Annotated in this window: 25 protein-coding genes, 1 riboswitch and 1 other annotated feature; of the genes, 3 read left to right on the plus strand and 22 right to left on the minus strand. The window is 40.1% G+C overall.

The genetic code is table 11. From position 1 onward, the window contains the following. Positions 1-9 precede the first annotated feature (9 nt). The 10 genes from ABC361_RS10680 to ABC361_RS10725 form a co-directional block, all read right to left on the minus strand. The gene (locus ABC361_RS10680; protein ID WP_413073968.1) at positions 10-966 is read right to left on the minus strand and encodes a YpdA family putative bacillithiol disulfide reductase; all 957 of its coding nucleotides are present in this window, start codon (positions 964-966) and stop codon (positions 10-12) included. A 91-nt stretch (positions 967-1057) separates the two neighbouring features. Beyond that, positions 1058-2314 (minus strand): Glu/Leu/Phe/Val family dehydrogenase, encoded by a 1257-nt coding sequence (locus ABC361_RS10685; protein WP_413073969.1) that lies wholly within the window; start codon positions 2312-2314, stop codon positions 1058-1060. Positions 2315-2575: 261 nt separating this feature from the next. Next, positions 2576-3208 (minus strand): hypothetical protein, encoded by a 633-nt coding sequence (locus ABC361_RS10690; protein WP_413073970.1) that lies wholly within the window; start codon positions 3206-3208, stop codon positions 2576-2578. Continuing rightward, positions 3205-4650, minus strand: coding sequence for a sensor histidine kinase (locus ABC361_RS10695; RefSeq protein WP_413073971.1), 1446 nt, complete (start codon positions 4648-4650; stop codon positions 3205-3207). The genes ABC361_RS10690 and ABC361_RS10695 overlap by 4 nt, the downstream gene beginning before the upstream one ends. After that, entirely contained in the window at positions 4647-5336 is a 690-nt protein-coding gene (locus tag ABC361_RS10700; RefSeq protein WP_413073972.1) for a response regulator transcription factor, read from the minus strand. Before ABC361_RS10700 ends, ABC361_RS10695 begins: the two co-directional genes overlap by 4 nt. Positions 5337-5667: 331 nt before the next feature. Then, positions 5668-6267, minus strand: coding sequence for a genetic competence negative regulator (locus ABC361_RS10705; protein WP_413073973.1), 600 nt, complete (start codon positions 6265-6267; stop codon positions 5668-5670). A 101-nt stretch (positions 6268-6368) separates the two neighbouring features. Further along, positions 6369-7265 carry a MerR family transcriptional regulator gene (locus ABC361_RS10710; protein WP_413073974.1) on the minus strand — a complete coding sequence of 299 codons (897 nt, stop codon included), beginning with the start codon at positions 7263-7265 and terminating at the stop codon, positions 6369-6371. 170 nt (positions 7266-7435) lie between these two features. After that, the gene (locus ABC361_RS10715) at positions 7436-8659 is read right to left on the minus strand and encodes a M20 family metallopeptidase (protein WP_413073975.1); all 1224 of its coding nucleotides are present in this window, start codon (positions 8657-8659) and stop codon (positions 7436-7438) included. A 273-nt stretch (positions 8660-8932) separates the two neighbouring features. Continuing rightward, positions 8933-9778: a helix-turn-helix domain-containing protein gene (locus ABC361_RS10720; protein ID WP_413073976.1), complete on the minus strand. Its 846-nt coding sequence runs from the start codon at positions 9776-9778 to the stop codon at positions 8933-8935. Positions 9779-10025: 247 nt separating this feature from the next. Beyond that, a complete protein-coding gene (locus tag ABC361_RS10725; protein WP_413073977.1) occupies positions 10026-10232 on the minus strand; it encodes a helix-turn-helix transcriptional regulator in 207 nt (68 codons plus the stop codon). Between the two features lie 137 nt (positions 10233-10369). On the opposite strand from ABC361_RS10725, the gene ABC361_RS10730 reads away from it, so the two are divergent. Then, positions 10370-10687, plus strand: coding sequence for a helix-turn-helix domain-containing protein (locus tag ABC361_RS10730; RefSeq protein WP_413073978.1), 318 nt, complete (start codon positions 10370-10372; stop codon positions 10685-10687). A 5-nt stretch (positions 10688-10692) separates the two neighbouring features. Here ABC361_RS10730 and ABC361_RS10735 read toward each other — a convergent pair whose 3' ends face one another. From ABC361_RS10735 to ABC361_RS10750, 4 genes are read right to left on the minus strand one after another with little or no spacing between them, the layout of a single operon-like run. Beyond that, positions 10693-11103, minus strand: coding sequence for a DUF2663 family protein (locus tag ABC361_RS10735; RefSeq protein WP_413073979.1), 411 nt, complete (start codon positions 11101-11103; stop codon positions 10693-10695). A gap of 48 nt (positions 11104-11151) precedes the next feature. Then, a complete protein-coding gene (locus ABC361_RS10740; RefSeq protein WP_413073980.1) occupies positions 11152-11346 on the minus strand; it encodes a hypothetical protein in 195 nt (64 codons plus the stop codon). Further along, positions 11339-12859 carry a RecQ family ATP-dependent DNA helicase gene (locus tag ABC361_RS10745; RefSeq protein WP_413073981.1) on the minus strand — a complete coding sequence of 507 codons (1521 nt, stop codon included), beginning with the start codon at positions 12857-12859 and terminating at the stop codon, positions 11339-11341. Before ABC361_RS10745 ends, ABC361_RS10740 begins: the two co-directional genes overlap by 8 nt. After that, complete coding sequence (locus ABC361_RS10750) at positions 12846-13895, minus strand: YpbB family protein (protein ID WP_413073982.1); 1050 nt, start codon at positions 13893-13895, stop codon at positions 12846-12848. The genes ABC361_RS10745 and ABC361_RS10750 overlap by 14 nt, the downstream gene beginning before the upstream one ends. 116 nt (positions 13896-14011) lie before the next feature. Between ABC361_RS10750 and ABC361_RS10755 the strand changes: the two genes are divergently transcribed. After that, the gene (locus ABC361_RS10755; protein WP_413073983.1) at positions 14012-14266 is read left to right on the plus strand and encodes a ferredoxin; all 255 of its coding nucleotides are present in this window, start codon (positions 14012-14014) and stop codon (positions 14264-14266) included. A gap of 147 nt (positions 14267-14413) precedes the next feature. Next, positions 14414-14617: a binding site (T-box leader), on the plus strand. 55 nt (positions 14618-14672) lie between these two features. After that, positions 14673-16259 carry a phosphoglycerate dehydrogenase gene (gene serA, locus ABC361_RS10760; RefSeq protein WP_413073984.1) on the plus strand — a complete coding sequence of 529 codons (1587 nt, stop codon included), beginning with the start codon at positions 14673-14675 and terminating at the stop codon, positions 16257-16259. 113 nt (positions 16260-16372) lie between these two features. Here serA and ABC361_RS10765 read toward each other — a convergent pair whose 3' ends face one another. From ABC361_RS10765 to resB, 8 genes are all read right to left on the minus strand, one after another. Next, a complete protein-coding gene (locus ABC361_RS10765; RefSeq protein WP_413073985.1) occupies positions 16373-16552 on the minus strand; it encodes a hypothetical protein in 180 nt (59 codons plus the stop codon). A 61-nt stretch (positions 16553-16613) separates the two neighbouring features. Next, complete coding sequence (locus ABC361_RS10770) at positions 16614-17159, minus strand: cob(I)yrinic acid a,c-diamide adenosyltransferase (protein ID WP_413073986.1); 546 nt, start codon at positions 17157-17159, stop codon at positions 16614-16616. Beyond that, positions 17156-17962, minus strand: a complete 807-nt coding sequence (locus ABC361_RS10775) for an ABC transporter ATP-binding protein (RefSeq protein WP_413073987.1) — start codon at positions 17960-17962, stop codon at positions 17156-17158. The genes ABC361_RS10770 and ABC361_RS10775 overlap by 4 nt, the downstream gene beginning before the upstream one ends. 3 nt (positions 17963-17965) lie before the next feature. Continuing rightward, a complete protein-coding gene (locus ABC361_RS10780; protein ID WP_413073988.1) occupies positions 17966-19012 on the minus strand; it encodes a FecCD family ABC transporter permease in 1047 nt (348 codons plus the stop codon). Between the two features lie 108 nt (positions 19013-19120). Then, positions 19121-19253, minus strand: a riboswitch (cobalamin riboswitch). 49 nt (positions 19254-19302) lie between these two features. Then, the gene (locus tag ABC361_RS10785) at positions 19303-21078 is read right to left on the minus strand and encodes an ATP-binding protein (protein ID WP_413073989.1); all 1776 of its coding nucleotides are present in this window, start codon (positions 21076-21078) and stop codon (positions 19303-19305) included. Then, positions 21078-21794, minus strand: coding sequence for a response regulator transcription factor (locus tag ABC361_RS10790; RefSeq protein ID WP_413073990.1), 717 nt, complete (start codon positions 21792-21794; stop codon positions 21078-21080). Before ABC361_RS10790 ends, ABC361_RS10785 begins: the two co-directional genes overlap by 1 nt. A gap of 179 nt (positions 21795-21973) precedes the next feature. Then, the gene (ccsB, locus tag ABC361_RS10795) at positions 21974-23164 is read right to left on the minus strand and encodes a c-type cytochrome biogenesis protein CcsB (protein ID WP_413073991.1); all 1191 of its coding nucleotides are present in this window, start codon (positions 23162-23164) and stop codon (positions 21974-21976) included. Next, positions 23157-24815, minus strand: coding sequence for a cytochrome c biogenesis protein ResB (gene resB, locus ABC361_RS10800; RefSeq protein WP_413073992.1), 1659 nt, complete (start codon positions 24813-24815; stop codon positions 23157-23159). Before resB ends, ccsB begins: the two co-directional genes overlap by 8 nt. Positions 24816-24818 lie beyond the last annotated feature (3 nt).

A 24818-nucleotide genomic window follows, 5' to 3' on the forward strand; every position in this document is an offset into this window, starting at 1 on the left:
CTCCATTTTCTACTTTTGCGTGATCGTTTCTGCGATGAATTTCCCATGCTCTCTTCCATTTTCAATGAAAATTTCGTTTGCATGATTACCAGCGGCAATGACACCGGCAATATAGAGATTCGCTACATTCGTTTCCATAGTAATTGGGTTAAACGTTGGTCGACCAGACGCATCGTCTACTTCGACTCCCATGTTTCGTAAAAATGAATGGTCAGGATGATAGCCTGTCATCGCAAAAACAAAATCAGCTTTCGCCTTTGACTCTTCTCCATTTTCTGTATAGTAAACCGCTTTTTCCGTAATTTGATTAATATGTGCGTTAAAAGCAAGACTAATGCGTTTATTTTTTACCAAGGACACGAGTTCAGGTAAGATCCATGGCTTTACACTAGCAGAATAATCGGAGCCACGATACAGCATGGTGACGTGAGCGCCTGCTTTTTCGAGCTCAATGGCAGCATCAACAGCCGAGTTTTTACCGCCGATCACAACAACATGATGATTGAAGTACGGGTGCGCTTCTTTGAAGTAATGCATGACATGACTGTTTGTTTCACCAGGAATATTCATCAGATTCGGCGAATCATAATAGCCTGTTGCAACCACTACATTTCGCGCCTGATACGTACGTTTTGATGTTTCAACTTGGAACGTACCATCTGTCTGCTTATGAACAGTTTGAACCATTTCATACGCATGTACATTTATTTGTTTGCGCTCTGTCACCATTCGATAATAAACAAGCGCTTGATTTCGCTTCGGCTTTCGCTCTTCCGTTATAAACGGTACGCCACCAATTTCTAGCCGTTCACTCGTACTAAAAAACGTTTGATGTGTTGGGTAGCGGTAAATGGCGTTCACAATATTTTCTTTTTCAATGACAAGAGTCGATAACCCTTTCTCGTCACATTCTATTGCGGCTGATAATCCGCACGGCCCTCCACCAATAATAATTACATCATACATCTGTTGATCATCCTCTTCTTCATGCTAATTCATCGGCAAAACCCTTGTGCATAGCGCTATACACAAGGGTTTTCTTTAACTGTATATCAAGTTAGACCCAGCCTCGAAAACGAGAAGCTTCTGCCATTCTACGAACACCAACCATATAAGCAGCTAAACGCATGTCCACTTTTCGACGCTTAGCTAATTGATAGATATGGTCAAATGCTTCTACAAGCACAGATTGTAGCTTGCCTTCGACTTCATCCGCAGACCAGTAAAACCCTTGATTATTTTGGACCCACTCAAAATACGAAACCGTTACGCCTCCAGCACTCGCTAGAACATCCGGGACGAGCAAGATTCCTCGTTCAGACAAAATCTTTGTGGCCTCTAGTGTTGTCGGGCCATTTGCCGCCTCAACCACAATAGATGCTTTAATGTTCCCAGCATTATGGGCTGTAATTTGATTTTCAATTGCCGCTGGCACTAAAATATCGCATTCCATTTCCAGCAATTCTTCATTTGTTATAGTGTCTTTAAAAAGTTTCGTTACGGTTCCAAAACTATCACGTCGATCTAGTAAATAGTCTATGTCCAGTCCCTCTTCATCGTATAAAGCACCATAAGCATCTGCAATACCTACAACTGTTGCGCCTGCGTCGGACATAAATTTGGCCAAGAAACTTCCAGCGTTTCCGAATCCTTGGATAATCACTTTTGCGCCATCCATATCTACGCCTTGTCTTTTCGCTGCCTCATTCACACAAATGGTTACTCCTTTTGCGGTAGCAGATTCTCTGCCATGGGAACCACCTAAAACAAGTGGTTTTCCCGTAATAAAACCTGGAGAGTCAAATTCACGAATACGACTATACTCATCAAGCATCCACGCCATTATTTGTGAATTAGTAAACACGTCTGGTGCAGGGATATCTTTCGTCGGTCCGACAATTTGACTAATTGCGCGAACGTACCCCCGGCTTAGTCGCTCGACTTCGCGGAATGACATCGTTCGAGGATCGCAAATAATCCCCCCTTTTCCACCGCCATATGGAAGGTTAACAATCCCAGCTTTAAGACTCATCCAGATGGAAAGCGCCTTAACTTCCTTTTCTGTCACATCTGGATGAAACCGCACGCCGCCTTTAGTCGGTCCTACAGAATCATTATGCTGTGCACGATAGCCAGTAAAGATTTTCGTTGATCCATCATCCATTCTTACAGGAATTCGAACCGTCATCATTCGCATTGGTTCCTTTAATAATTCGTACATTTCTTCCGGGTAGCCTAATTTACTTAATGCAGTATGTATAATGGATTGAGTTGACGCTAGAACATCGTTCGTTCGATCCGCGCTTTCGTCCATTTTATGTCACCTCACGGAATTATCCTTTTTTCGTTGAACACTTCTTATGATAATGAAACATGACAGGGAATGCTACCCTTATTTTTATTAATAACCTTCAATTCATTGTCTTATAGCGTCTTACTTCTTCTATGTATTCCACATTCGCGCCATTCCAGACGTCTTTTTTAAAAATTTTTTAAACAAAAGCCGAGCCACGGACCAACTATTCCTTATTAGATGATTCGCAGTCACGCTTCAGTATTACACCCGTTAGAGCAATCATTTTCCCGTTTCAATTTGAACGATTGTATCGTGGTGCTCGTTAAGGTGAAATAGTTCTTCAGGAAATTCAGGCTTCAATTTAAAGTAAGAAGCTTCCATTTCCCACGTTTCACCGTTCACATGCGCAATTTGTTTTAATACAACAAGTGAGTGTTTATCGACCCAAAATTCGTAATCTAACTGGTCATTTTGATAAAATTCAATATGAAAAACTTTACGATTAAGCCATTTGTTTTTTTTACTTGCGACATATTTAATTTCATGAGTGGCTGCTAAAAAATCAATTTCATTCACTAAATAATTTCGCCCAGTTGAAATCTTGCCGTCTCGCTCAAACTGCATCACTTCATTCGTTTCGTAATCAATTTCATAAATACGATGACCATCATATAGTTCTGTATAGCGTAACGAGTCTTGTATATGATAGTCAATTCGCTGCGTGGTTTCACTAGCTGCAAAAACATGTGTTTTCCAACCTTGACTATCTTCTAATATAAGTTCGAACGGAATAAACTCACTTTCTGTGTTAAACGCATCTTCTAAAAGTGTGTGTGCATCCATGGAAGGAAGCATACAACCTCCTAATAAAATGATAGTTGCTGCACTGAAGAGCATTAAAAAAGTTTTCACGTAATCCCCTCATTTTGTTCGGTAGTGACGATAGGAAGCGAAAAGAAAAATGTACTCCCTTTCCCTAAGACAGAATGAACGCCCATTATGCCCCCATGCTTTTGAACTAATTCTCGACATATTGCTAAACCTAAACCTACCCCTGTTTCGTTTGATTGATTTCTCGCTTTTTCTACTTGATAAAACGAGTCAAATACGTGTGCTTGTTCTTCTTTTGAAATACCTGCACCCGTGTCTGCAACAAGGAAATAATAATAACCAGCCATTCGCTTAACGCCGTATTCATTCAACACAGACATATCGTCAGTAGCAACGAGGGTGATCGCACCATGCTTAGGAGTATAACGAATTGCATTAACAACTAGATTATCTACGACTTGAATAAGTCGATCAACGTCAACAAGAAGTTCTACATTTGCATGATCAAGTTGAATATGAAATTGATGCTCTGTCCATTCATCTTTATAGCCGTCATAAAGTGTATCTGCCAATTCTTCCGCATCTACTTGCTGTAAATCGAGCAGGAAGCTGGTAGCCTGTATATGTGAATACATAAGTAAATCTTCTATAAGTCTTTGCATATACCTTGTTTTTGATAAAATAACTGAAGCGTATTCATCACGCTTTCCAGCATTCGCTACCATCCCCTCGGCATACGCACGGATAGACGTTAGCGGGGTTCGCAAATCATGTGAAATGGACGCTATAAGCTTTTGACGATTTCCTTCCACTCGACGTTTTTCCTGCTCGATCTCATTAAGTTGAGCAGTCATAATCGCAAAATCATCTAGCAGCATGCCGACTTCCGTACGCTTATGCTTAGAACCATGCAATTTCACATCATGTTTTCCATCGCCGATATTTTGCATTTGTTCTTTCATCCATGTAAATGGAATAAGCATATTCTTTTTGAACCAATGTTGAACGATATAAAACGTAATCCCACTACTACAGATGAAAAATAGAAATGTTAGTGTATAGATAAATAAAGCATCCCGTTGAATGTCGCCTTGAGCGAACCGAACTTCATAAAATCCTTCCAGACCATCTCCTTGAAAGACCGGCTCTTTGTAAATAAATACACCCTCTCTCGCTTGCAGTTCGTATAAATTGCTTAGTATATCTGCAGGCATCAAATAAGTCGGAAATGAACCACGTTCGGTTTGTGTAAGAAGCTGACGGTTTGAGGAGTAAAACCCAACCTCAACATCATCACCGTAATAAGGTAAGGTTTCAATCATCTCATCAGTTGGCTCTCTCATTTGATCAATTTGTTTAACGACGCTACTACCAATCACCTTAGCTTTCGTCATCGCTTCAACATAGAGCTCAGATTGATCTTGAACCGCATATTGAACTTGGATACTAAATAAACTTGTCGTAATAAACGGAACAATGGCTGTTACGAGAAGGAGTAGATTTAATTGTCCACGAAGTTTCATTGCGTCGGTGCTGCAATAAATTTATAACCTGTTCCCCAAACCGTTTCGATAAAACGTGGCGTTTTTTTTCGGTCATTTAATTTATCTCTTAAATTTTTTATGTGGACCGTCACCGTACGACTGTCAAAACTTTCACCGTTCCATATTCGTTTGTATAACTCTTCTTTTGTAAACACAATGCCTCTGTTCTCAGCAAGAAACAAAAAAAGTTGATATTCTTTCGCGGTTAAAACCACAGGCGTATCGTTTATAGATAGCTGCATGCCTCGCTTGTCGATCGTCACGTCTTGAAACCGTAAATGCTGACCGGAGTACGACCCATGGGAAGCATAATGCCGCCTTATCTGAACTTTTACACGAGCAACTAATTCTGACGGACTAAATGGCTTTGTAACATAGTCATCTGCGCCAATTTCTAGACTTTCAATTTTGTCTACATCAGCTTGCTTGGCGCTCACAACGATAATGGGAATATCTGAGAATGTTCGCACCGCTTTACACAATGAAAAACCATCGCGCTTAGGCATCATCAAGTCAATGATTGCGACTTTAAAGTGATATTTTTGTAAATATTCAAACCCTTCTTCTCCATCTTCACACCATGTAATATGTAAACCTTCTTTCATGATAAAATCAATGATAATTTGTGCAATTGCTTGATCATCTTCAACTAAAAGCACATCCATAGACCCACCCCATGTGCGTTTTTTATTTTATTTTACCAAAATTCTGTAACTAAATATAGAAACTTTCCGTTTCAATGCAATTTTTTTAATAGCTGCATGAATTTGAATTAAGTAGGAGTAGTCATTTTCATGAATGACAATCCCAATATTGTCTATAACATTCGTCTTACTAAATGCGACGACTCCCTTCGCAGACCAAGCCGATGTCTCCCTTGTGCCTGTGGTGAAAGCGATCGCGATTTTAAATAGAACGTACGTCTTTGTTCGGCTATGCATAAACGTTAAAAAAGCTCGCAGACATTCATGTCAACAAGCTTTACGAATTTCATAGTCAGTTTGTATAAAACGTTTCATATAAATAGTGAATCGTGTTGCGTTCAATTAATTTTTTACCGTACTCAGCAATGCGGTAAAACGAAATTGTCGCTGGACTACCAAATTCAGATAGAATAGCAACTAAGGACTCTTCATGTACATGTTCTAAGTCTTCATCAGACAACTTTAGAAAGAAACGATTTTGATAAGAATAAAGTTCTCCACCATCTAGATCAATGGCTTTCAAACGTGGAATGAGACCTACTACATCTTCAAAACTTTTAAATTCGTAAAACACTTCATCAATCTCATCAAGGGTCAATTGCATTTCAATAAAGCCGTCATCAAAATCATCCGTATCATAATCATCTGACTGAGACCCTTTTGTTACAATGAAAACCATTCCTTGTGCTGGCATAGCAAATACTTCGACTGCAATGGGGCCATCCACTTTAAATCCTAGCTCATCATCTGCTTCCAACATCATATCCCGAAACAAGTCATGCACTTTAGGTACATCCTGCCATAAATCCTCTTTCGTTATTCCTCGCTCTTCCATATCATCAAAGGTCAGAAAAACCTTAAACTTATCAACAGCCAAACGCTCTAATCGCATTCCTATACCTCCTTATGACCAGGCTATCCCATCTCAACATTTATACGATACCTTATGTCTGAACACATTAGATGGTTCAACGTTTTTAGCTGAATTCAAACTTAATTCAAATGCTCAAGCCATAATTCCCAGTCAGCTCTTGATTTCCCAATATAGAAATCGGCATAAAGTTTTTTATTTCCGTCAGAGAGATGATTAAATGCATCTCCAATAATACCTACATGATTTAACGGTTCATGCTCAAGAACCGCTTTTTTTGCATGCTCTACAGCTTGATTAAAAAAGAGTGGATCCGTTGCAGAAATAATGAGTAGATTAGGCTTTATACTCTTAAGTAGTAGTTCCACATCCTGCTCGGAAATCCCTCCATCCATACAAATGACTTGTACACCTTTTCGTTTAAGATAAAATGAAAATACACGTAAAAGAATCGAATACGCATCACCATTATAGGAGAGTAACAAAGCTTTTGGCATGCTGGCGCTAAAAGGCAAACTTAAGGATACATTCTTCACCTTTGCTCCAAGCATCTGGAACATAAATTGTGTATGAAGATTAAGCATCGACGAGTTGTCCAGTTCCTTTAATCGTTTTTCAACTTGTAAAAATAAATCAATCGTCACTCGATCTAATGAATACATGCTATAAGCTTGATTTAAAATCGTTTGCGCCTTATCTTCATCGAATGAGATAAGTGCATCCGTCAATTCTTTTGCCGTCTGTCCTATATAATGATTCGTCTCTTGATGCGGCGATTCGCTTGTCCCTTTTAATTCTAAGGATTCCACCGCTTGTTTCACCGTAAAACCTTCATTTATTTTCTCTATAATCGTTTGAAGTTTTAAGACTTGTTCTTCACTATATAATCGATGCCCACTGTCGTTACGAGAAGGTGCCACAACGTGATACCGACGCTCCCAGGCTCTCAATGTACCTGGTCTAATTCCGAGCTTTTTTGAGACAGCCTTTATATTATAATTCCCTTCTTTAAAGGTCATATCCATTTCGCTCCTTAGACAGTTCAACCGTTTCAACTTAAGATGTAATTAATCGTTCTTATATCCTTTTTTCCTATTATTTAACCATTTTTTACATAAAAAAATACTGCTAAACAAAAAGTATAGCAGTATCATAACATATTCAATGGACAGAACCCACAAAAGCGATTTTAACCTTCGTTCGAACCGGATGACTTCACGACAGAAGGTGTTCCGTTATGTTGAGTTAACGCATAAAGTGCAGCTGCACCTAAATGGTTTGCTGCAATCAACATAGCCTTTTCATCAATTGTAAATTTAGGATGGTGATGAGGGTAGATGGCCGCTTCATTCTCATTTCCTGCACCCGTAAAAAAGAATGCACCAGGAACTTTTTGCAAATAGTACGAAAAGTCTTCCCCACCCATAACAGGCGCAACCTCAACCATCTTCGCTGAGTTTTTCAGCCCTTCCGCAGCTTGGGTCAGCCATTCCGTTTGTTTTTGATGATTGACAACAGCTGGATAGCCTTTTATATACGTAAACTCATATGTTGCACCATGGGCTTCACAAACCCCTTTTATTACTTCTTCCATTCGCTTGATAACTTGATCTTGTACAGCTGTACTAAACGTTCGCGCTGTGCCTTCTAGCTGCGCTACATCGCTCACAACATTAAATGCTCCGCCTGCGTGGAAAGAAGCCACGGTAACAACAGCCGGCTCGAGTGGATCAACGTTTCGACTCACGACTTGTTGAAGTGCAAGTGAAACAGCTGAACCTACAAGAACGGCATCAACTGTTTGATGCGGCATTGCACCGTGACCTCCAGATCCATTAATTTTAATTTCAAACCGATCCGCTGCTGCCATTAAACGATCGTAAGAGAACCCTACTTCTCCTGTTTTAATCGGCGTCCATAGATGAGTGCCAAAAATCATATCAACACCATCTAAACAACCGTCTTCGATCATCGCAATCGCGCCTCCAGGAGCAAGTTCTTCCGCAAATTGAAAAATAAAGACAATCGTTCCTTCAAGTTCTTCTTTTCGTTCAGATAGCACTTTAGCTAGAACGAGCAAGGTTGCTGTATGACCGTCATGACCACAAGCATGCATTTTTCCAGGGTGCTTTGACGCAAACGGAAGGCCTGTTTCTTCTTGAATTGGCAAAGCATCAAAATCAGCTCGAAGCGCGACTGTTTTTCCTGGTTGCCCTCCAACGAGTGTCGCAACTACTCCACGTCCCCCAACTTCCGTCCGCACGTTTAAATCAATATTCTGTAAATATTCCGCAATTTTTTTCGGCGTATGTATCTCTTCGTAAGATAACTCTGGCTCTGCGTGAAATTCCCGTCTTAACTGAACCATCTCTGGAAAAAGCGCTTCTAATCGATCACAGATTGCATGCAGCATGTCCATTTCCTCCTTAGATGAAATAAAAAGGTATCCCACTGAGGAATACCGCTCTTTTTATCTATTCGATTCGTACTCAATCTGAATTCTGAGACATTTTTAATAACAATAGCGCCATGACAATCGCTAATACAACAGCTGTTAGACCGATTCCTAAGATTGCAATTAATTGACCCGCACTCATGCTCATTCCTTCTTTCACTCCTTGAAAGCATTTTCTTCACACGTTTAGTATAGCACAAGACCAATTCGTTTCAAAGGTTCTGTCCGTACTTATGCATTTTGACAGACGGTTAACAACGCCTCCATTCTAGCCACTTCTTCTTGCTTTTTTTCAATTGCGTATACATCCCTAGCTTTACTTATGTACGTGTATGCCTTGGTATACTCACCACGCTTGAGCAAACTCTTACCGTGAAGATCGAACAATTCACTTAATCCTGCTAAAATCTTGTAGTCTATACATAAACGCTCTCCTACTAAACAGCATTCCTCTGCTTCACCATATTGATGTGTTGAAAATAAGACATGCGCTTTTCCTAAGTTAGCACAAATTAATAAACGTTTGTAATCAATGCCTCCATTCTGCATGTTCAGTTCTTGACTTAATGTGTCAAAACAGAAAAAAGCTTCTTCAAAGAGGTTCAATTGCACGTACATAAATCCTAAATCCGATAACATGTTTAATTGGTATCGTCTCGCAATTGTCCCGTTTTCATAGGCATCACATAATTGTTCAATCGCTTTTTCATAAAGGCCATCCAGGTAATAATGACACAGCGCTTCATGCCATAAAGCAAATGGGTCCTTTCCTGTATCGTGCGACGAGTTTAATTGATCGCGAATTGCTTGGAAATCTTCCTTTAAAGCAAGAAGCCGCAAATTGTTCTGAAATAATTGCGAGTGAGTTGGGTAATCAAGCTGTTGATAAAAAAAATAATTCATATCAACTTTAAGGCGCTGGGCAATGTGGAATAGCGTGAGACTAGAGGGGTTTAAAACTCCTTTTTCAATATTACTAATTTGCGCTTGCGTACAAATTCCTTTAGACAGTTCTGCTTGCGTTAACGATTCTCTTTTCCTCAGGAATTGAACTTTACGAGCAATTTCCCCTTTCATATGAGAAAAACCTCCAGACATAAGGTAAAAAAGCGGTTATAATGTTTAATTTTGGAAAAAGTTCTTTCTTCCTGATTATAAAGCCTCTTGTCTAGAATTCCTATCTTTTTTTTATAAAAAATATAAAACGTATTTTTCAGTCCTGAACGTAACGCCATATCATAAAGGACGGCTTCTTTATCCGTAATTTTTCTTTTTTTTTAGAGCGAATGAATCAAAAAAAACCTTTAAAAAAGGTCATCTAGTTCTAGTCTTTAGTTAATTCATCTAAAAATAATGCGTCAGGGGTTGTAGAAAAGACGTTCGCAATTTTAACTGCTAGCTCATAGGATAAGCCTCTTTTCCCATTTTCTATTTGCCAATAAAACGGCGTACTAACATGGATTTGTTTTGCTACTTGTTCCAGAGTCATATGATGTTCTAACCGCACTTGTTTTAATTTAGTCCGCTGCATATGCTCACCTCAATATTTAATTAACCATAAGTTAACTCGATTATACTATCTATTGGTAAATTTGTAAATCATAAGTTTCTATTTAGTTAACAATCATTTTCGTTAGCGATTTGTTAACTTATAATAAGAGGACAAATATGGAAAGGAAGTGTGCTATGGCGATTGTGTCAAAACGACTTAAACACTTACGTACAGAACAAAAACTAACTCAAGAGCAACTTGGTCGATTAATCAATGTAACGAAAGTGTCCATTTCCGGCTATGAAAACGGAAACCGAACGCCTGATACGGATACAATTAATCGCATTGCCGATGTATTTGATGTTTCGACTGATTATTTATTTGGGCGAACTGACCGTAAAAAACCACCCTTTCTTTATGAAACGGATTTAACAGAAAAAGAAGAACAGTTGTTACGAGAACACTTACGAGACCTTAGAAAAAAGCCATTTTAAAATCGCTAACAGCGGTAGTATAGATTAATGTCATAGCGTTGGTTCATTTCTTTTAAATATGCATCTTTTTCGGATTGAGATAGTTTTTCAGGCCACAATTCTTCATGCCGATCAATAAACTCTTGTCTTAAATCCTCAAACTCTCCTTCTTTCTTGTCTGCATGCCTCTTACTAGCAATCATTTGTACTGTGAACACAAAGATTGCCGCTGCGAGGGCCATTTGAAGGGGTGCGGCAGTAAACGATGACAATGAAAGAGAGTCTGTTCGAACAAGCGGGCTCAACATAACCGCAAATACAACGCTCGTGCCTAACGTTAATTGAGCGTAGCGTTTTTCTTTTTTCTCGGTTTGAGCCATTTTTTGCTTCCGTTTGATTAACTCTTTCGTTATGGTCGCAAACGTTTCTGATTTCACTTGTACACTCCCCCTCTCTCCTAAAAGGGTATGTCTAATTAAAAAGAATTAGAATAAGAAGAGGAATGCTAGTACTAATAGGGAACCTACCAGACCAAAAAATAGCGTAAACAATACGTGTGGAAGAAAAATCGTTGTCTTTTTTTTCGTTTTAACTCGTTTGCGCTTATGAACATTCGTACGAGAAGGCAGCGATTGATCTGCACGAGCCTCATGGATTTCTTCTACTTTTAGTTCATTCACTTTTGTCGCCCTCTTTCCGATTTTCGGTTTGATGAAATAATAGAGCAAGCTCTTTTTTCCAATGCAAGCTTTTACCGTGTGAAACCTCTTCCCTTTTTTTATAGTGCGAAAGGGTTGCCCCGCAACGATCACAACAATGTGCTTGAACAGCTACCGATTCATTAAACGAGCGCAGCAGAAGCGCGCGTCTACAAAATTCGTCGTTGTCAATATAGGTCATCATGGTTCCTAAACGGTGCTGACGCTTACGTTCTTGCTGTTCAAAGTAAACTTTTAATTTCTTAATAATCGATGTTCCTATTGATGATCTTCCTTTATCATCTACGATTACTCCCCATTTTTCAAGTAAAAACAAGATGGTTTGACCTTGTTCTCCATAACTTGACTCCAATCGTTCTTTACGCGCCTTTTCAGAATCATATGGTTCTGCTAACAGTTGTGGCAGCATATCTAAACTCATATGCTCTTCGATTTGATTGCGAATTAATCGCGTTGCTTGATAGCGATCTTCAGGAGAAACCAACACAAGGGCAAAACTTGGCGAACCGTCTCGTCCAGCTCTACCAATCTCTTGTACATAGGAAGCAATATCAAGAGGTTGCTGCAAATGAATAATAAAATGAATATCTGGTTTATTGACGCCCATCCCAAACGCATTTGTTGCGCAAATGACGTCTAATTGGTTATTTATAAATTGTTCTTGGACGAGCATACGGTCCATACTGTCCATACCACCGTGATAAAAGCCAATTTTTAAACCTGGATGATGGTGCTGTAATTGTTCACTGTACCACTCTGCTTGAGCTCTCGTTTGCGTATATAGTAATCCGGGCAGCTGATAGCGAGTGAACAGCTCTCTTACCCTTGTTACCTTTTCATGTTCAGTCTCAACCTTTTCTACAAACAAGCCAATATTACTTCGGTTTATTTCATCAAGAACGTGGATCGGATCACGAAGTTGAAGTTGCTTTATCACATCCTTCCTAACGTTTTCATCTGCTGTTGCGGTAATCGCTAAAGCAGGTGGATCTCCTAAAGACACCTTTACATCTCGCAATCGTAAATAATCAGCTCGGAAATCATGTCCCCAGTATGATACACAATGCGCTTCATCGATAATGAAATAAGAAATTGTTTGAGCTGCTAATGCTGCAAATACTTCATTCGATTGAAGCATTTCTGGCGATAAATAGATGAGTTTGAAGGAATGCAGAGATTGTAAAATGGCTTGTCGCTCTTGTCTTGAAGAAAAGCTGTTCATTGCCACAGCCTCTTTTCGACCCGCTTTTTTCAATTGCGCAACTTGGTCCTCCATTAGAGAAAGCAAAGGAGAAACGACAATTGTTAAACCTGGGGAAAGAAAAGCCGGTAGTTGATAACATAAGGATTTGCCTCTACCTGTTGGCAACATGGCAAACACATCCTGTCCAGCCATTAACGGTTCAATAATTTCTTTTTGTCCTTTTTTAAAATTTGTAAATCCAAATAATCTGTGTAAATCACGCTCTAACATGTTTATCACCTTCTCTCTTTGCTAGGATTAAGCGAATTTGAAAATAACTTACACCATCATCTAATTGATCCCGGATTGCCTTCAACCTCACTTGCTGATTCGCAACAATTACTCCAACTTGCGCTTGTAATGATTCATCAACAAACGGCGCAATTGAAAAAGTCCGATCCATCATTGCCATTTCCACAATGTGATCTTCAATTGTTGATCGTTTTAATCTTCGTATTTTGGCGATCACATCAAGATTTTGATGCTGTTTATATAAATTCGCTGTCTTACTAGCAGTCAATGTTAACAAATTGATTTCTTCAGAATCAAAGCATGTGGCTAACACTGGATAACGGTGAGGTTCTTGATAACCAGATTGACAAAACAGATGAATCAAACCTTTTGTACGTAGCTGAACCTCTCTTTTGTCCAACCCCATCTCTTTAGATATTTGGGCTTTCGTTAAACCAATTTTCCCTGGGCGTGATAACTGCTGGACAAATAAATTGGCATCGAGATCCTCTACTTCGGTTAACAGCGACTCACATTCTTGATAAAGCTGTTGACGTAACGCCGCTAAATCGTGAAGATGACGTTTCAGGATGTTACGAACCCATTGCTGACTCCAGATATTAAACGTTGTCGGCGCAAACGATTGTTGATCGTGTAAATAACTAATGGATTGCACGAGCAAAGCAAATCGTTCCCAAAAATGACGCTCTACTTTCCCATATTGCCAACCTTTCAAGCTATAAAGATAAGGATGTTTAGCTAAAAATGCCTCGGTTTCGCGCTTGGCTTTCTCTGTCTGTAGACATAAGCGGTCTTTTTCATAAATTAATTGCTCGTGTTTAAGGTTTTCGAGCGACTGCTCAAACTGCTCAACCGTAAGCTGTGGTAACGTACCAAACAAAAATAAATTGTTAAAAAAAGTTCCATCTTGCACAGTTTGAATGGTTCGCTTCCCATTTAATAGATGAAACGAAGCTTTTGCTGAGCGCTCGCCTCGAAAAGAAGTGAGCGCGGCTAAGATCAAGGATTGTTTCATGCTTACCTCCACATCATTCATTTATTTAGTTTAGCAAACGTCGAATGCTTTTTCATTGTTAACCGCTCATTTTCTGCTACAATAAAAAGCAACCTAGTATTTGAGGAGTTCCAAATATGACTGAGAAATGCTATACCATCGTGGATATGGATACATGTATTGCCTGTGGCGCTTGCGGGGCTGTAGCACCTGATGTATACGACTATAACGATGAAGGATTAGCTTACGTTTATTTAGATAACAATAAAGGCATCACCCTCATACCTGACGTTTTTGTTGATGATGTCATCGATGCAAAAAATGGTTGTCCGACTGATTCCATTAAAATAGCTGAAGAACCATTTGATGGAGACCCATTAAAATACGAATAATCAAAGCATCAGATAATCTTAGCCTTCGTTTTTCCATTAAATTTTAACGACTGATTCCATTATAGATAAAAAAAACTGTAGATTTACGAACCATTTTGTATTGACGCAAACAACTTTTATATGGTACAGTACTAAAAACTAAATAGTTCAAATACAATGATGAAGACACGACAAGAATCCGGTGAATCCAGAGAGCTGATGGTTGGTGAAAATCAGTGAAACCCTCTTGAATAGCACTTCTAAGTAGGCTTATTGAATGTTAGTAGATAAGTTCCGGTTTTCCGTTATAAATGAGTATGTAAATGTTTTTTACATAAAATGAGGGTGGTACCGCGCTAAATCGCCCCTCACAGCTTTCTTGGAGAGCTGTGTTTTTTTTATTTTTTTTAAGGGAGAGAAGCAGAAAATGAACAGAGAGAAACCGTTGTATGTCTTAGTGGCAGATTCTATGAGTGAAGAAGGATTAGCACCTCTATTAAATGCGCCGAATGTTGTCGTGGAGCAGAAAAGTATTCATGAAGGAGATGCTCTCGAGCACTATGACGCCCTCCTCATCCGCAGTGGCACAACCGTAACTGAAGAATTGATTTCAAGAATGCCGAATGTCAAAATCATTGCCAGAGCCGGTGTTGGTGTTGATAACGTCGATATTCCTGCGGCAACAAAACATGGCGTTGTTGTTATTAATGCCCCTGACGGAAATACGATTTCTACAGCAGAGCATACGTTTGCGATGATGTGTTCCTTATTACGAAACATTCCGCAAGCAAATGCATCTTTAAAGGAGGGGAGATGGGAACGAAAACGATATCAAGGCGCTGAATTAAATCAAAAGCAGTTAGGAATTATTGGTTTTGGACGGATTGGTACCCAGCTAGCAAAACGGGCAAAAGCTTTTGACATGCAAGTGATCGTTTACGATCCGTTTCTAACCGTGGAAAGATCTGAAAAATTAGGGATTAAAAAAGCAGAGCTACCAGATGTTTTACGCCAAGCTGACATTATCACCGTCCATACCCCTTTAACAAAGGAAACAACTGGCTTGTTAAATATGGACACCATTCCACAAACAAAACCAGGGGTATACCTGATTAACTGTGCCCGTGGTGGTATTATCGATGAAAAAGCGCTTTTTTATTACTTAGAAAGTGGACATATTGCAGGCGCGGCACTCGATGTCTTTACTGAAGAACCAGTAACAGATGCTCGTTTAATTGAACATCCAAACGTTGTGGCTACCCCTCATATTGCCGCTTCAACGAAAGAAGCTCAATTAAACGTAGCCGCTCAAGTCTCTGAGGAAGTGCTAGCGTTTTTGCAAGGAGAACCAGCACGGAACTCCATCAACTTGCCAACTTTATCAAAAGAAGTTTATGAAAAAATCAAACCTCAATATGATTTAGCAAAAACAATGGGCTCCCTATTATCACAATTGATGCGCGTCCCTGTTCAAGAAATCAATGTCTATTATAGTGGCTCCACTACGCAAACAGACACAAGTATATTAACGAGAAGTTTATTATCTGGCTTTTTACAACCTAGAGTCGATGCAGCGGTGAACGATGTCAATGCATCGCTAATAGCTCGTGAACGCGGGATTAACTATGGGGAAAAGCAACTAACTGATCATTTCGGCTATGAAAACTTAATTCATGCAGTTGCGATAGGCGAAGAAAAATCGTTCGAAATCAAAGCGACGTATATAAAGGATTATGGCCCTCGAATCGTCTCATTAAATGAATTTTCTGTGGACATCGTTGCTCAAGGTCATATTCTTTACATTCAACACTATGACCGCCCCGGCGTTATTGGCAAAATGGGTCAGCTTCTTGCACAACATGAAGTGAATATTGCAACGATGCAAGTGGGACGGAAATCTGTTGGAGGCGAAGCCATCATGCTAGTAAACGTTGATAAGCACGTGGAAGAAGCGATTGTTCATGAATTAATGCAGTTCGAGGAAATTAAACTTGTCAATGTCATCGATTTATAATGGAGTCAATAGCGAAGATTTTTAATGCAAGTTTTTCTTTTTGAACCATCTTGAATTATGATAGTCAATAATGCAAAAGGTGGATCACAAGCAAAAAAGTGATCCACCTTTTGTTACATTTGCGGAATTTCAATTGATTTTTCCAATACACCCTGATTTCCTACACCTTGTTTTAGGTGCACGAACCGATCTTCTTCCACAATCAGTTTTACACTGAAAAATAGTAACCCAATAACAAATGTTAACACGAATACGATACTTAACCGTTTAACAAAATCAACAATTGCCGTCATGACAGCCTCCCATATCTTTTTACTCCATGGGAACTATATGATAAAAACAATCGCTTTATGATTATAGCTGCTTTTCTCCCTCGTAAGCGACATCGTCTACTCCTGTTCGTTTGTTTGCTAATCGCGCTAGCGTAAACAAGTAGTCTGATAATCGATTCATATATGTTTTTAATTCTGACGAAGCCGCTGGCTCCATTTCGTTCAAACGACGTTCTGCTTTTCTTGCTTCTGTTCGACAAGTATGAAGGGAACACGACGTTAAGCATCCTCCAGGTAAAACAAATTGTGTAAGTGGCCCGACAATTTCCGTGTACGCATCAATTTTTTCTTCAAGACGCGTTGTATGTTGTAACGAGATCTTAAATGGGATCTCTTCTTTTACATTCGCTAAGTCTGCGCCATAGTCAAACAACTGGTGAGAGATAACGGTTAAATCCGTCACAATTTCTGCTAGCTGCTCCTGCTTTGCATGATAAATCGCTAGGCCGATTACACTGTTCAATTCGTCAATTGATCCTATCGCTTCAATTCGTTTGTCTGTCTTTTCCACCCTTGCACCTAAAACACTTGTTCTTCCTTTATCTCCGCCACGAGTATAAATCTTCATCTTGAATCCTCCTTAAAATGATTTGTGAAATAAGGTAAGACTGTAAACTGTCTACATCCGGTTTGCGCATCAATGGTTTCAGAAAATCTTGTTCCAAAAAGCGTTGTTAATTGTTCACTTGTTAGCCAATCTGTTGTTTGACCAACCCCTTGGATCTGTCCGTCTTTTAACAATAACACTTTATCACAATACAAACTTGCTAAATTCACATCATGCAAAATACACATAACTGTTAGCTTTTTCCTTTTCACAAGCTTATGTAAATGGTCCATCAGCGAAACTTGATGCGCCAAATCCAAGTGGTTTGTCGGTTCATCTAGCAAAAGTAAATCTGGATTTTGTGCTAATGCGCGCGCTAACCACACTCGTTGACGCTCCCCGCCACTTAATGTGCCCATAGCTCGATCAGCAAAGCCCGCAACACCGGTTTCGTTCATGGCCTCATTAATAATTGCATCGTCAGCTGCTGTCAGCTGCGGTAGTAATCCTGTTAAATAGGGATAGCGCCCTAGCTCAATCACACTGCGTACCGTTGTTTGAAACGTATTCGTGCGATCTTGAGACAATACAGCCATTTTTTGCGCACGAACTCGATTTTTCATCTTGGAAACGTGTTGACCTTCATAATAAACGGCTCCAGATTGATAGGGCACTACCCCTGTTATGCTATGAAGTAACGTTGTTTTCCCACTTCCGTTTTCACCAATTACACCGAGCAGCTCTCCTTTTTGAACCGAAAAGGAGACATCGGTTAGAATGGTGCGCTTATTGATTGCGACATTTACATTTTGAACTTCCAGCATTCTTTATGCCCCTTTCCGTCTTCGATTCTGTCGATAGAGCAACCATGCAAATAATGGGGAGCCGACAAGCGCTGTAATGACACCAATTGGCAGTTCTGCTGGTGAAACGATGGTCCGTGCCGCTAAATCGGCAAGGATTAAAAATCCACCACCTGTTAATCCTGCCAAAGGTAATAAGCGTTGATGACCCGGTCCCCAAATCAAACGAACCATATGCGGGATGACGAGACCGACAAATCCAATTGTTCCTGAAACGGCTACAGCACTTCCAGTTAACAACGTTGCCGCAACAAGAATGGTGAACTTTTTTCGTTTGACCGATACACCTAAGTGATGGGCACTTGTTTCACCATACATGAGGGCATCAAGCTCCATTCGACAGATCCACACGAGAACCGCACCGACAACTAAAAAAGGGAGAATTAAGTAGACATAGGACCACCCGCGCATGCCGACGCTTCCCATTAGCCAATTAATAATATGGCGCAGTTCTTCTTGGGACAATGCGACGATTAAGGATAGCCAAGCGCCAAGAAACGAGCTAGCGATAATCCCTGTTAATATAATCGTCTCTGTTGCAAAAGAACGTTGTACAAGGCGTGTAAACGTAAGAACGATTATTAATGTAGCCAGCCCAGATAGAATAGAGACAACGGGCAACGTCCATATGCCTATGAAGGAAAATTGAAAAAAAATAACCGTAACAGCACCTAAAGCAGAACCTGATGATACCCCAATCGTAAAAGGATCTGCTAACGGATTTCGTAATAAACCTTGAAACGCCGCTCCAGCCATCCCAAGCGAGGCACCTACAAGAAAAGCCAACAACACACGGGGCAATCGGATTTGCATGATAATTTGTGTATGTGCGTCATTTAACGAGACATCAAAAGGAATGTGCAGCCCTTGTTGTAAAATCGTTAAAAATACTGTCCTTAACGGTATTTGAACACTCCCATAACTAATGGATAATAAAAAAATAAACACGACAATTGCACTGGTAATAAGATAAGGTCCTACTTTCCTTATCCATGTTACAGGTTGACTCATTCTTTACTCCTTACCCTTCCTTGAAGGACAGAAAAAGCTGCACATGTGAACTCATGTGCAGCACGACATTGCTCTTTTAAACAATGGTTTCTTTAGTCCACGAAAGAAAATCCGCTTACTTATATGGCAGGTCCTCTGACTTTTACACATGTGTAATTACAGTGGCGGGTCCGTGCTAGATTTTCACTAGCTTCCCCTGTTAAACAGCCTACAGACTGCATCCATACAAGCTAATCTTTGTAGATAAGCTTACCATTCTTTTGTTTCTTATGGAACAATAAATATCGCCTTTATTCGTCAGCGCCCTCAATTTTTCGCGGAATTGTAAAGCGGAATGTTGTTCCCTCTCCTAACTTGCTTTGGGCCGTAATGGTTCCACCATGCGCTTCTACAATGTTCTTCGCAATCGCGAGTCCAAGACCTGTCCCACCTCGTTGTCTCGTTCTCGCTTTATCAGCTTTATAAAACCGTTCAAAGACGTATGGTAAGTCTTCTTCCGGTATGCCCGAACCAGAGTCTTGCACCGAAAATAAATGCGAGTGGGCATCCTTTTCATAATTTAAGTGGACAAATCCACCTTTTTCCGTATGACGAATGGCGTTATGAATTAAGTTTGTTAACACTTGCTCAATTCGATCTGGATCAAACGATGCGGTAGGGTTCCCTTCATTTTGGAACAACTGGATCTCAATTTCTTCTGTTTTTACATAGCTAGAAAATTTCCGTACAATTCGCTCCAAATAGTCATGTAGCTCCAGTTCATCAAGGTTTAATTCAATATAACCTGCTTCCATGCGGGCCAAATCAAGCAGCTCATTTACTAAGCGTCCCATCCGTAGAGATTCATCGTAAATGATTTGCGCTACTTCTTTTTGCTCCGCTTCTGTTGACGTTACACCATCGACAATCGCTTCACTGTATCCTTGCAACATCGAAATTGGCGTTCGTAGTTCGTGGGATACATTTGCAATAAAGTCTTTACGTAACTTGTCATGTCTGCGTTCTTCAGTGACATCACGAACAACGGCAACCGCACCACGAATGTATTGACCTTCATAGAGCGGCGCCATTAAAATCGCCATGCTTCGCCCTTGAACGGTCTTTTCTTGTAGTTCTTCATGCTCTTGTTCTACGACTCGTTCAAACAAAGGCTGCAACAGTGCAGGCACTTTCATTTTAACCGTTGTATCCGTTTCCCCTTCTTCAAATAACATCATTTGCATCATTTGATCGGCTTGTGGATTTGTCAATCGAACGAGGCCATGCTTATCAAAGGTAATGACCCCATCAGCCATACTAAGTAAAATGCGTGAGAGTTGTTCTTTTTCCTGATTCAGTTCGGAAATATTGCGATTCAGCTCTCGACGCATACGATTAAACGCAATTGCCAGTTGTCCAATCTCGTCTTGCGTTAAAATCGGCACTTTCGTATGAAATTTCCCTTGCGCCACTTCAAGTGCTGCTTGCCTCATTTTTCGTAAAGGTGCGGTGATACGAGACGAGAGAAAGAACGCAAAAATGGTGGTTAAAACGAGCGCAATACCAGCAGACAAGTAAATTAAACTACGTGTTTCGGAAGCTGCTTCTTCAATTGCTGATAAAGGCTGGTATAAAAAAATCATTGCATCAGACTCACCTGCTTCTATAGGTGCGCCTAATATAATCATTTCTGTTTTTTCATCCTCAGACCCTGCCAATGAGTAGCTATCGGTTTCAATGACTCGCTCATCAAACGTTGACCAATTTTGAATCAGTTCAGCAGCAATTTGCTCTCCTTCTCGTCCATCAGCAGTACTCCACACACCAGTTTGCGGGTCAACTAATAAAAGATTAACCGAAAATTCTCGGCTAATCGTTTCTAAATATTCATACGTACCGTCAAGCTCTTCATGACCCTCTAACGTGGATATGGCCATGTTGGCATAACTATTCAATCTCGTTTCCGCTTCTTCTATCGAATTATTTTCTGTAAATCGAAGCATCATGACCATAAGAACGGTCAAAACAACTGTGACAAGAAGTAAAATCGTTAACCATAGTTTTCCAACGACACTTTGCCAAAGCATCAGCCGCTAACAGCCTCAAACTTATAGCCTACACCCCAGACCGTTGAAATAATTGATGATACTTCCGGCGACACACGATTTAATTTTTCACGTAGACGTTTAATATGCGTATCAACCGTTCGTAAGTCCCCAAAGAATTCATAATTCCATACATCTTTTAATAATTGTTCACGAGAAAATACTTTATCTGGTGATTGCGCTAAATAAAACAGCAGCTCATATTCTTTCGGCGTTAAGTTAATTTCCTGTTGATTCACACTAACACGATGGGCATCATTATCAATTGTAAGCGGACCAAATACAAGCATATCTTTTGTATGCGTATCCGTTTGAACAAATTGTGTGGCGGATGCACGTCTTAACATCGCTTTAACCCGTAAAACAACTTCTCTTGGGCTAAATGGTTTTACAATATAATCATCTGCGCCTACTTCGAAGCCTTGGACACGATTTGCTTCTTCGCCTTTAGCGGTTAACATCATAACTGGCGTCGCTTTTGACTTACGTAGTTCCTGACACATTTCAATTCCATCCATGCCAGGCATCATAACGTCAAGCAATATTAAATCGTAATCGACTTCTAACGCTTTAAACAACGCTTCTTCTCCATTTGTTGCTTCATCTATCTGATACTCTTCCCTTTCAAGGTACATCTTTAATAAACGACGAATACGGTCTTCATCATCAACGATAAGAATACTTGGTTGATAATCCATTAGTAACCTCCTATAGTGCACTTCTCTTTTCATTATAAACATGCTTGAGCGGTTTTATTTATTGCGGTCCATTTTAGTCTATCATGGTTGAAAAACAATACGCCAATCATGGAACACGGATCGGAGAAAAAAAAGAATTGCTACAATACTATTGTAACAATTCCGTCATAGTTGCTGCATTATGAAGCGTAGGAATGCAAACCTGCAATGACTAAGTTTACAAACACCAGGTTAAACATAATAATGGCGAAGCCTATCACACATAGCCAAGCCGACTTTTCGCCGTGCCAACCTTTGTTTAAACGTAAGTGTAAGTATGCGGCGTAAAACAAAAATGTAATAAGCGCCCATACTTCTTTAGGATCCCAGCCCCAAAATCTTGACCAAGCAATTTGCGCCCAAATCATCGCGAAGATCAATCCACCTAGCGCGAAAACAGGAAAACCAATCGCAATTGCACGATAGCTAAATTCATCAAGGGTTGCTGGCTTCGACACTTTAAGAAGCGGCTGAATGGCAAGGCCAATTCTTTTACGAAGCAGCAAACGAATGAGCCAGTAAAGAACAATTCCCACTCCAAAAGCCCAAATTAGCGTGTTAAGATCACTCGCTTCAATGTTTCCTGGTACAGAAAATAATGGTTCCATCGCTCCTTCTGTTTGAAGCTCTCCTTCATTCGGACCAATTAGAGGCGGCACCTCATACACCATCATTGCTTCTTGCTCATTTTCATCAATGTAGCTAAACGTTGCTTCATAGTTCGCTGCAGAGAATCCGTGTGCGACAAGGGCATGAGCCACGACGCAGAGCAACCCGTACATCATCAATTCAATGATACGCGGCTTCCAACTTTTTTGCTTTAAATCAAGAGTTCGTAATAAATAGGCAAGACCCGCGGCAAAACCGATTGCGAGCAAACCTTGTCCAATTGCTGTTGTAATGATATGTAATTTCAACATAAGCGGCATTTGTAGCGAAGGCACGAGAGGTGCAACCGCTGTCGAAAACGTCGATGCATACACGATAAGCAGCATGACCGTTGGCATCGTAAATAAGCCAACAACATCTGCTCGGTTTGGGTAAATAAAATAAATAATGCAAAACGCAAGGGCAATTGCAATTGCTAAAGCAGTCATGTATTCAAACATATTACTAACTGGTGCATGACCGGAAACAGACCACCTTGCAAAGAAATAACCGAGGGAAAGCGCAAGTCCAATAATTGAAAACGCGATCCCCCACTTGCTTGCTTTTGTTTGCGTATGCGTCTGCGCTTTTCTTTGCTTCGATAAAGAAAAAGCAAAGAAAATGGTTGCCGTTAAAAACGCAAAAAACGCAACAAGCAGTAAATTAAAACTTAAACTAAGCATGTTTATCTCCTCTTTTCCCCGAATCATCATTCGAGCTTTCCGAATCTTTCAGTTCTTCTTGGTCAATCGGAGTGTTTACATTCGTGTCCTGAAGGCTTTCATTCATTTCCTTTTGGAACGACATCCAATTTCGATTTGTATGACCTGCTACCCAAATTTTATCGTTTGTCTGTTGAATCCAAATCCGTCGATGGGCCCAATAAGAGCCTTGTACAAGACCAATGATAAAAATACTCCCTCCGGCAATTAACATTGGCAACGTTTCATCTTTTCGTACCGTTAAGATACTTACATTTGCCAAATCAACATCGACAAACGTCATCTTATACTCATTATCTTCTAACGGTTCAAGATTTTGCTGGATGCCGACGACACTTGTTTCTCCTTCAGGGGTTTCTGGTGTTGTCATCTCAAAAATAAAATAAGGATTATCCGGAATATTGTTCAAGGTTGATGGCTCGTTGTTAGAATTCATATAAAAATTCGGGAAATAATTCACTAGCCTTACAGCATAGCCATCACCTAAATCATAATCTGCTTCTGGATTAATCAAATTAATTGTTAATTCGCCAAAGGTTTCAGCTGATTCTTTATGCTCTAGCGTAAATGTCATCTCATGAAGTTCATTTTCGCGAAAATCGGTTTGATAGAGGGAAAAAGAATCAAACTGTAACGGATCATTAACGAGAATGTTTTTTTCTTTTACTTGTTCAATCGAATCGTCACCTAAGATACCTGAGCGCTTATAGAGAACAGCATCGGTTTCAAAGGACTCGGTTACAACTGAATTGCCTTGCTCAAACGATTCTTGAAAGCGCTCGTCCTCTTCATCGTAATAGCTGATAGAAAAACCACGGTTCTCAACAAGATATTCGGAAGCTTCGGGCACTGGCGCCCGCTCTCCCTCTCGTACCCACATCGTTGCGTCTACATACATCCCTGGCAGGTAGCGCATGAGGCAGCCAGCTAAAAAGAGAATTAACCCGACGTGATTTACGTAAGGACCCCAACGAGCAAAACGGTTTTTTTCTGCTAAAAGATTGCCATTTTCTTCACGAACCTTGTAGCGCTTTTTTATTAAGTTTTGCTTTACTTTTTCTAAGTCAGCAGATGCTACTTGCGTTGCTTCAGTTGTCGCAAATAGTCTTTGCCTTGTCATAAAGTGCGGATGTCTTGTAACCCGCTGTGCTTTTAATGCCTTATAAAGCGGAATCCCACGATCAAAACTTGCTACAATAATGGATACTGCTAACATAATGATAAGCGTTATGTACCACCAAGAACTATAGAGCTCATTTAAGCCAAGGTTATAATAAAGCAATCCAAGCGACCCATATTCTCGTTCGTAAAACGTTGCTGCTTCTTCAAGACCAGGTCGAAGGTTTTCTTGTGGAAATAACGTACCAACTGCCGAGGCGACTAATAAAATGACAATAAGCCATATCCCAACTTTTACCGATGAAAAAAATGCCCAAATCCGATCTAATATCGTGCGCTTTTGCTTCTTTGAACGGATCGCAGCTCCCTCATAACGCATATTGACGCCTTCGGTTTTTGCCTCTTCCGTTAGAGGCTTTCCACATGCCGCGCACATGTCCGTTCCCGTTTTGTTGACATGACCACATTCACACGTCACGCGCTCTTCTTTCATCTT

Origin of the sequence: Shouchella phoenicis (assembly GCF_047238345.1) — a bacterium.
Taxonomy (GTDB): Bacteria; Bacillota; Bacilli; order Bacillales; family Bacillaceae_D; genus Shouchella.

Coding starts and splice junctions, on each gene's coding strand:
- ABC361_RS10730 (WP_413073978.1), top strand. CDS start 10,370: ATGGAAAGGAAGTGTGCTATGGCGATTGTGTCAAAACGACTTAAACAC.
- ABC361_RS10785 (WP_413073989.1), bottom strand. CDS start 21,078: ATGCTTTGGCAAAGTGTCGTTGGAAAACTATGGTTAACGATTTTACTT.
- ABC361_RS10720 (WP_413073976.1), bottom strand. CDS start 9,778: ATGAAAGGGGAAATTGCTCGTAAAGTTCAATTCCTGAGGAAAAGAGAA.
- ABC361_RS10710 (WP_413073974.1), bottom strand. CDS start 7,265: ATGACCTTTAAAGAAGGGAATTATAATATAAAGGCTGTCTCAAAAAAG.
- serA (WP_413073984.1), top strand. CDS start 14,673: ATGAACAGAGAGAAACCGTTGTATGTCTTAGTGGCAGATTCTATGAGT.
- ABC361_RS10680 (WP_413073968.1), bottom strand. CDS start 966: ATGTATGATGTAATTATTATTGGTGGAGGGCCGTGCGGATTATCAGCC.
- ABC361_RS10705 (WP_413073973.1), bottom strand. CDS start 6,267: ATGCGATTAGAGCGTTTGGCTGTTGATAAGTTTAAGGTTTTTCTGACC.
- ABC361_RS10745 (WP_413073981.1), bottom strand. CDS start 12,859: ATGTTAGAGCGTGATTTACACAGATTATTTGGATTTACAAATTTTAAA.
- ABC361_RS10790 (WP_413073990.1), bottom strand. CDS start 21,794: ATGGATTATCAACCAAGTATTCTTATCGTTGATGATGAAGACCGTATT.
- ABC361_RS10725 (WP_413073977.1), bottom strand. CDS start 10,232: ATGCAGCGGACTAAATTAAAACAAGTGCGGTTAGAACATCATATGACT.
- ABC361_RS10755 (WP_413073983.1), top strand. CDS start 14,012: ATGACTGAGAAATGCTATACCATCGTGGATATGGATACATGTATTGCC.
- ABC361_RS10770 (WP_413073986.1), bottom strand. CDS start 17,159: ATGAAGATTTATACTCGTGGCGGAGATAAAGGAAGAACAAGTGTTTTA.
- ABC361_RS10700 (WP_413073972.1), bottom strand. CDS start 5,336: ATGGATGTGCTTTTAGTTGAAGATGATCAAGCAATTGCACAAATTATC.
- resB (WP_413073992.1), bottom strand. CDS start 24,815: ATGAAAGAAGAGCGCGTGACGTGTGAATGTGGTCATGTCAACAAAACG.
- ABC361_RS10765 (WP_413073985.1), bottom strand. CDS start 16,552: ATGACGGCAATTGTTGATTTTGTTAAACGGTTAAGTATCGTATTCGTG.
- ABC361_RS10695 (WP_413073971.1), bottom strand. CDS start 4,650: ATGAAACTTCGTGGACAATTAAATCTACTCCTTCTCGTAACAGCCATT.
- ABC361_RS10685 (WP_413073969.1), bottom strand. CDS start 2,314: ATGGACGAAAGCGCGGATCGAACGAACGATGTTCTAGCGTCAACTCAA.
- ccsB (WP_413073991.1), bottom strand. CDS start 23,164: ATGCTTAGTTTAAGTTTTAATTTACTGCTTGTTGCGTTTTTTGCGTTT.
- ABC361_RS10780 (WP_413073988.1), bottom strand. CDS start 19,012: ATGAGTCAACCTGTAACATGGATAAGGAAAGTAGGACCTTATCTTATT.
- ABC361_RS10775 (WP_413073987.1), bottom strand. CDS start 17,962: ATGCTGGAAGTTCAAAATGTAAATGTCGCAATCAATAAGCGCACCATT.
- ABC361_RS10750 (WP_413073982.1), bottom strand. CDS start 13,895: ATGAAACAATCCTTGATCTTAGCCGCGCTCACTTCTTTTCGAGGCGAG.
- ABC361_RS10715 (WP_413073975.1), bottom strand. CDS start 8,659: ATGCTGCATGCAATCTGTGATCGATTAGAAGCGCTTTTTCCAGAGATG.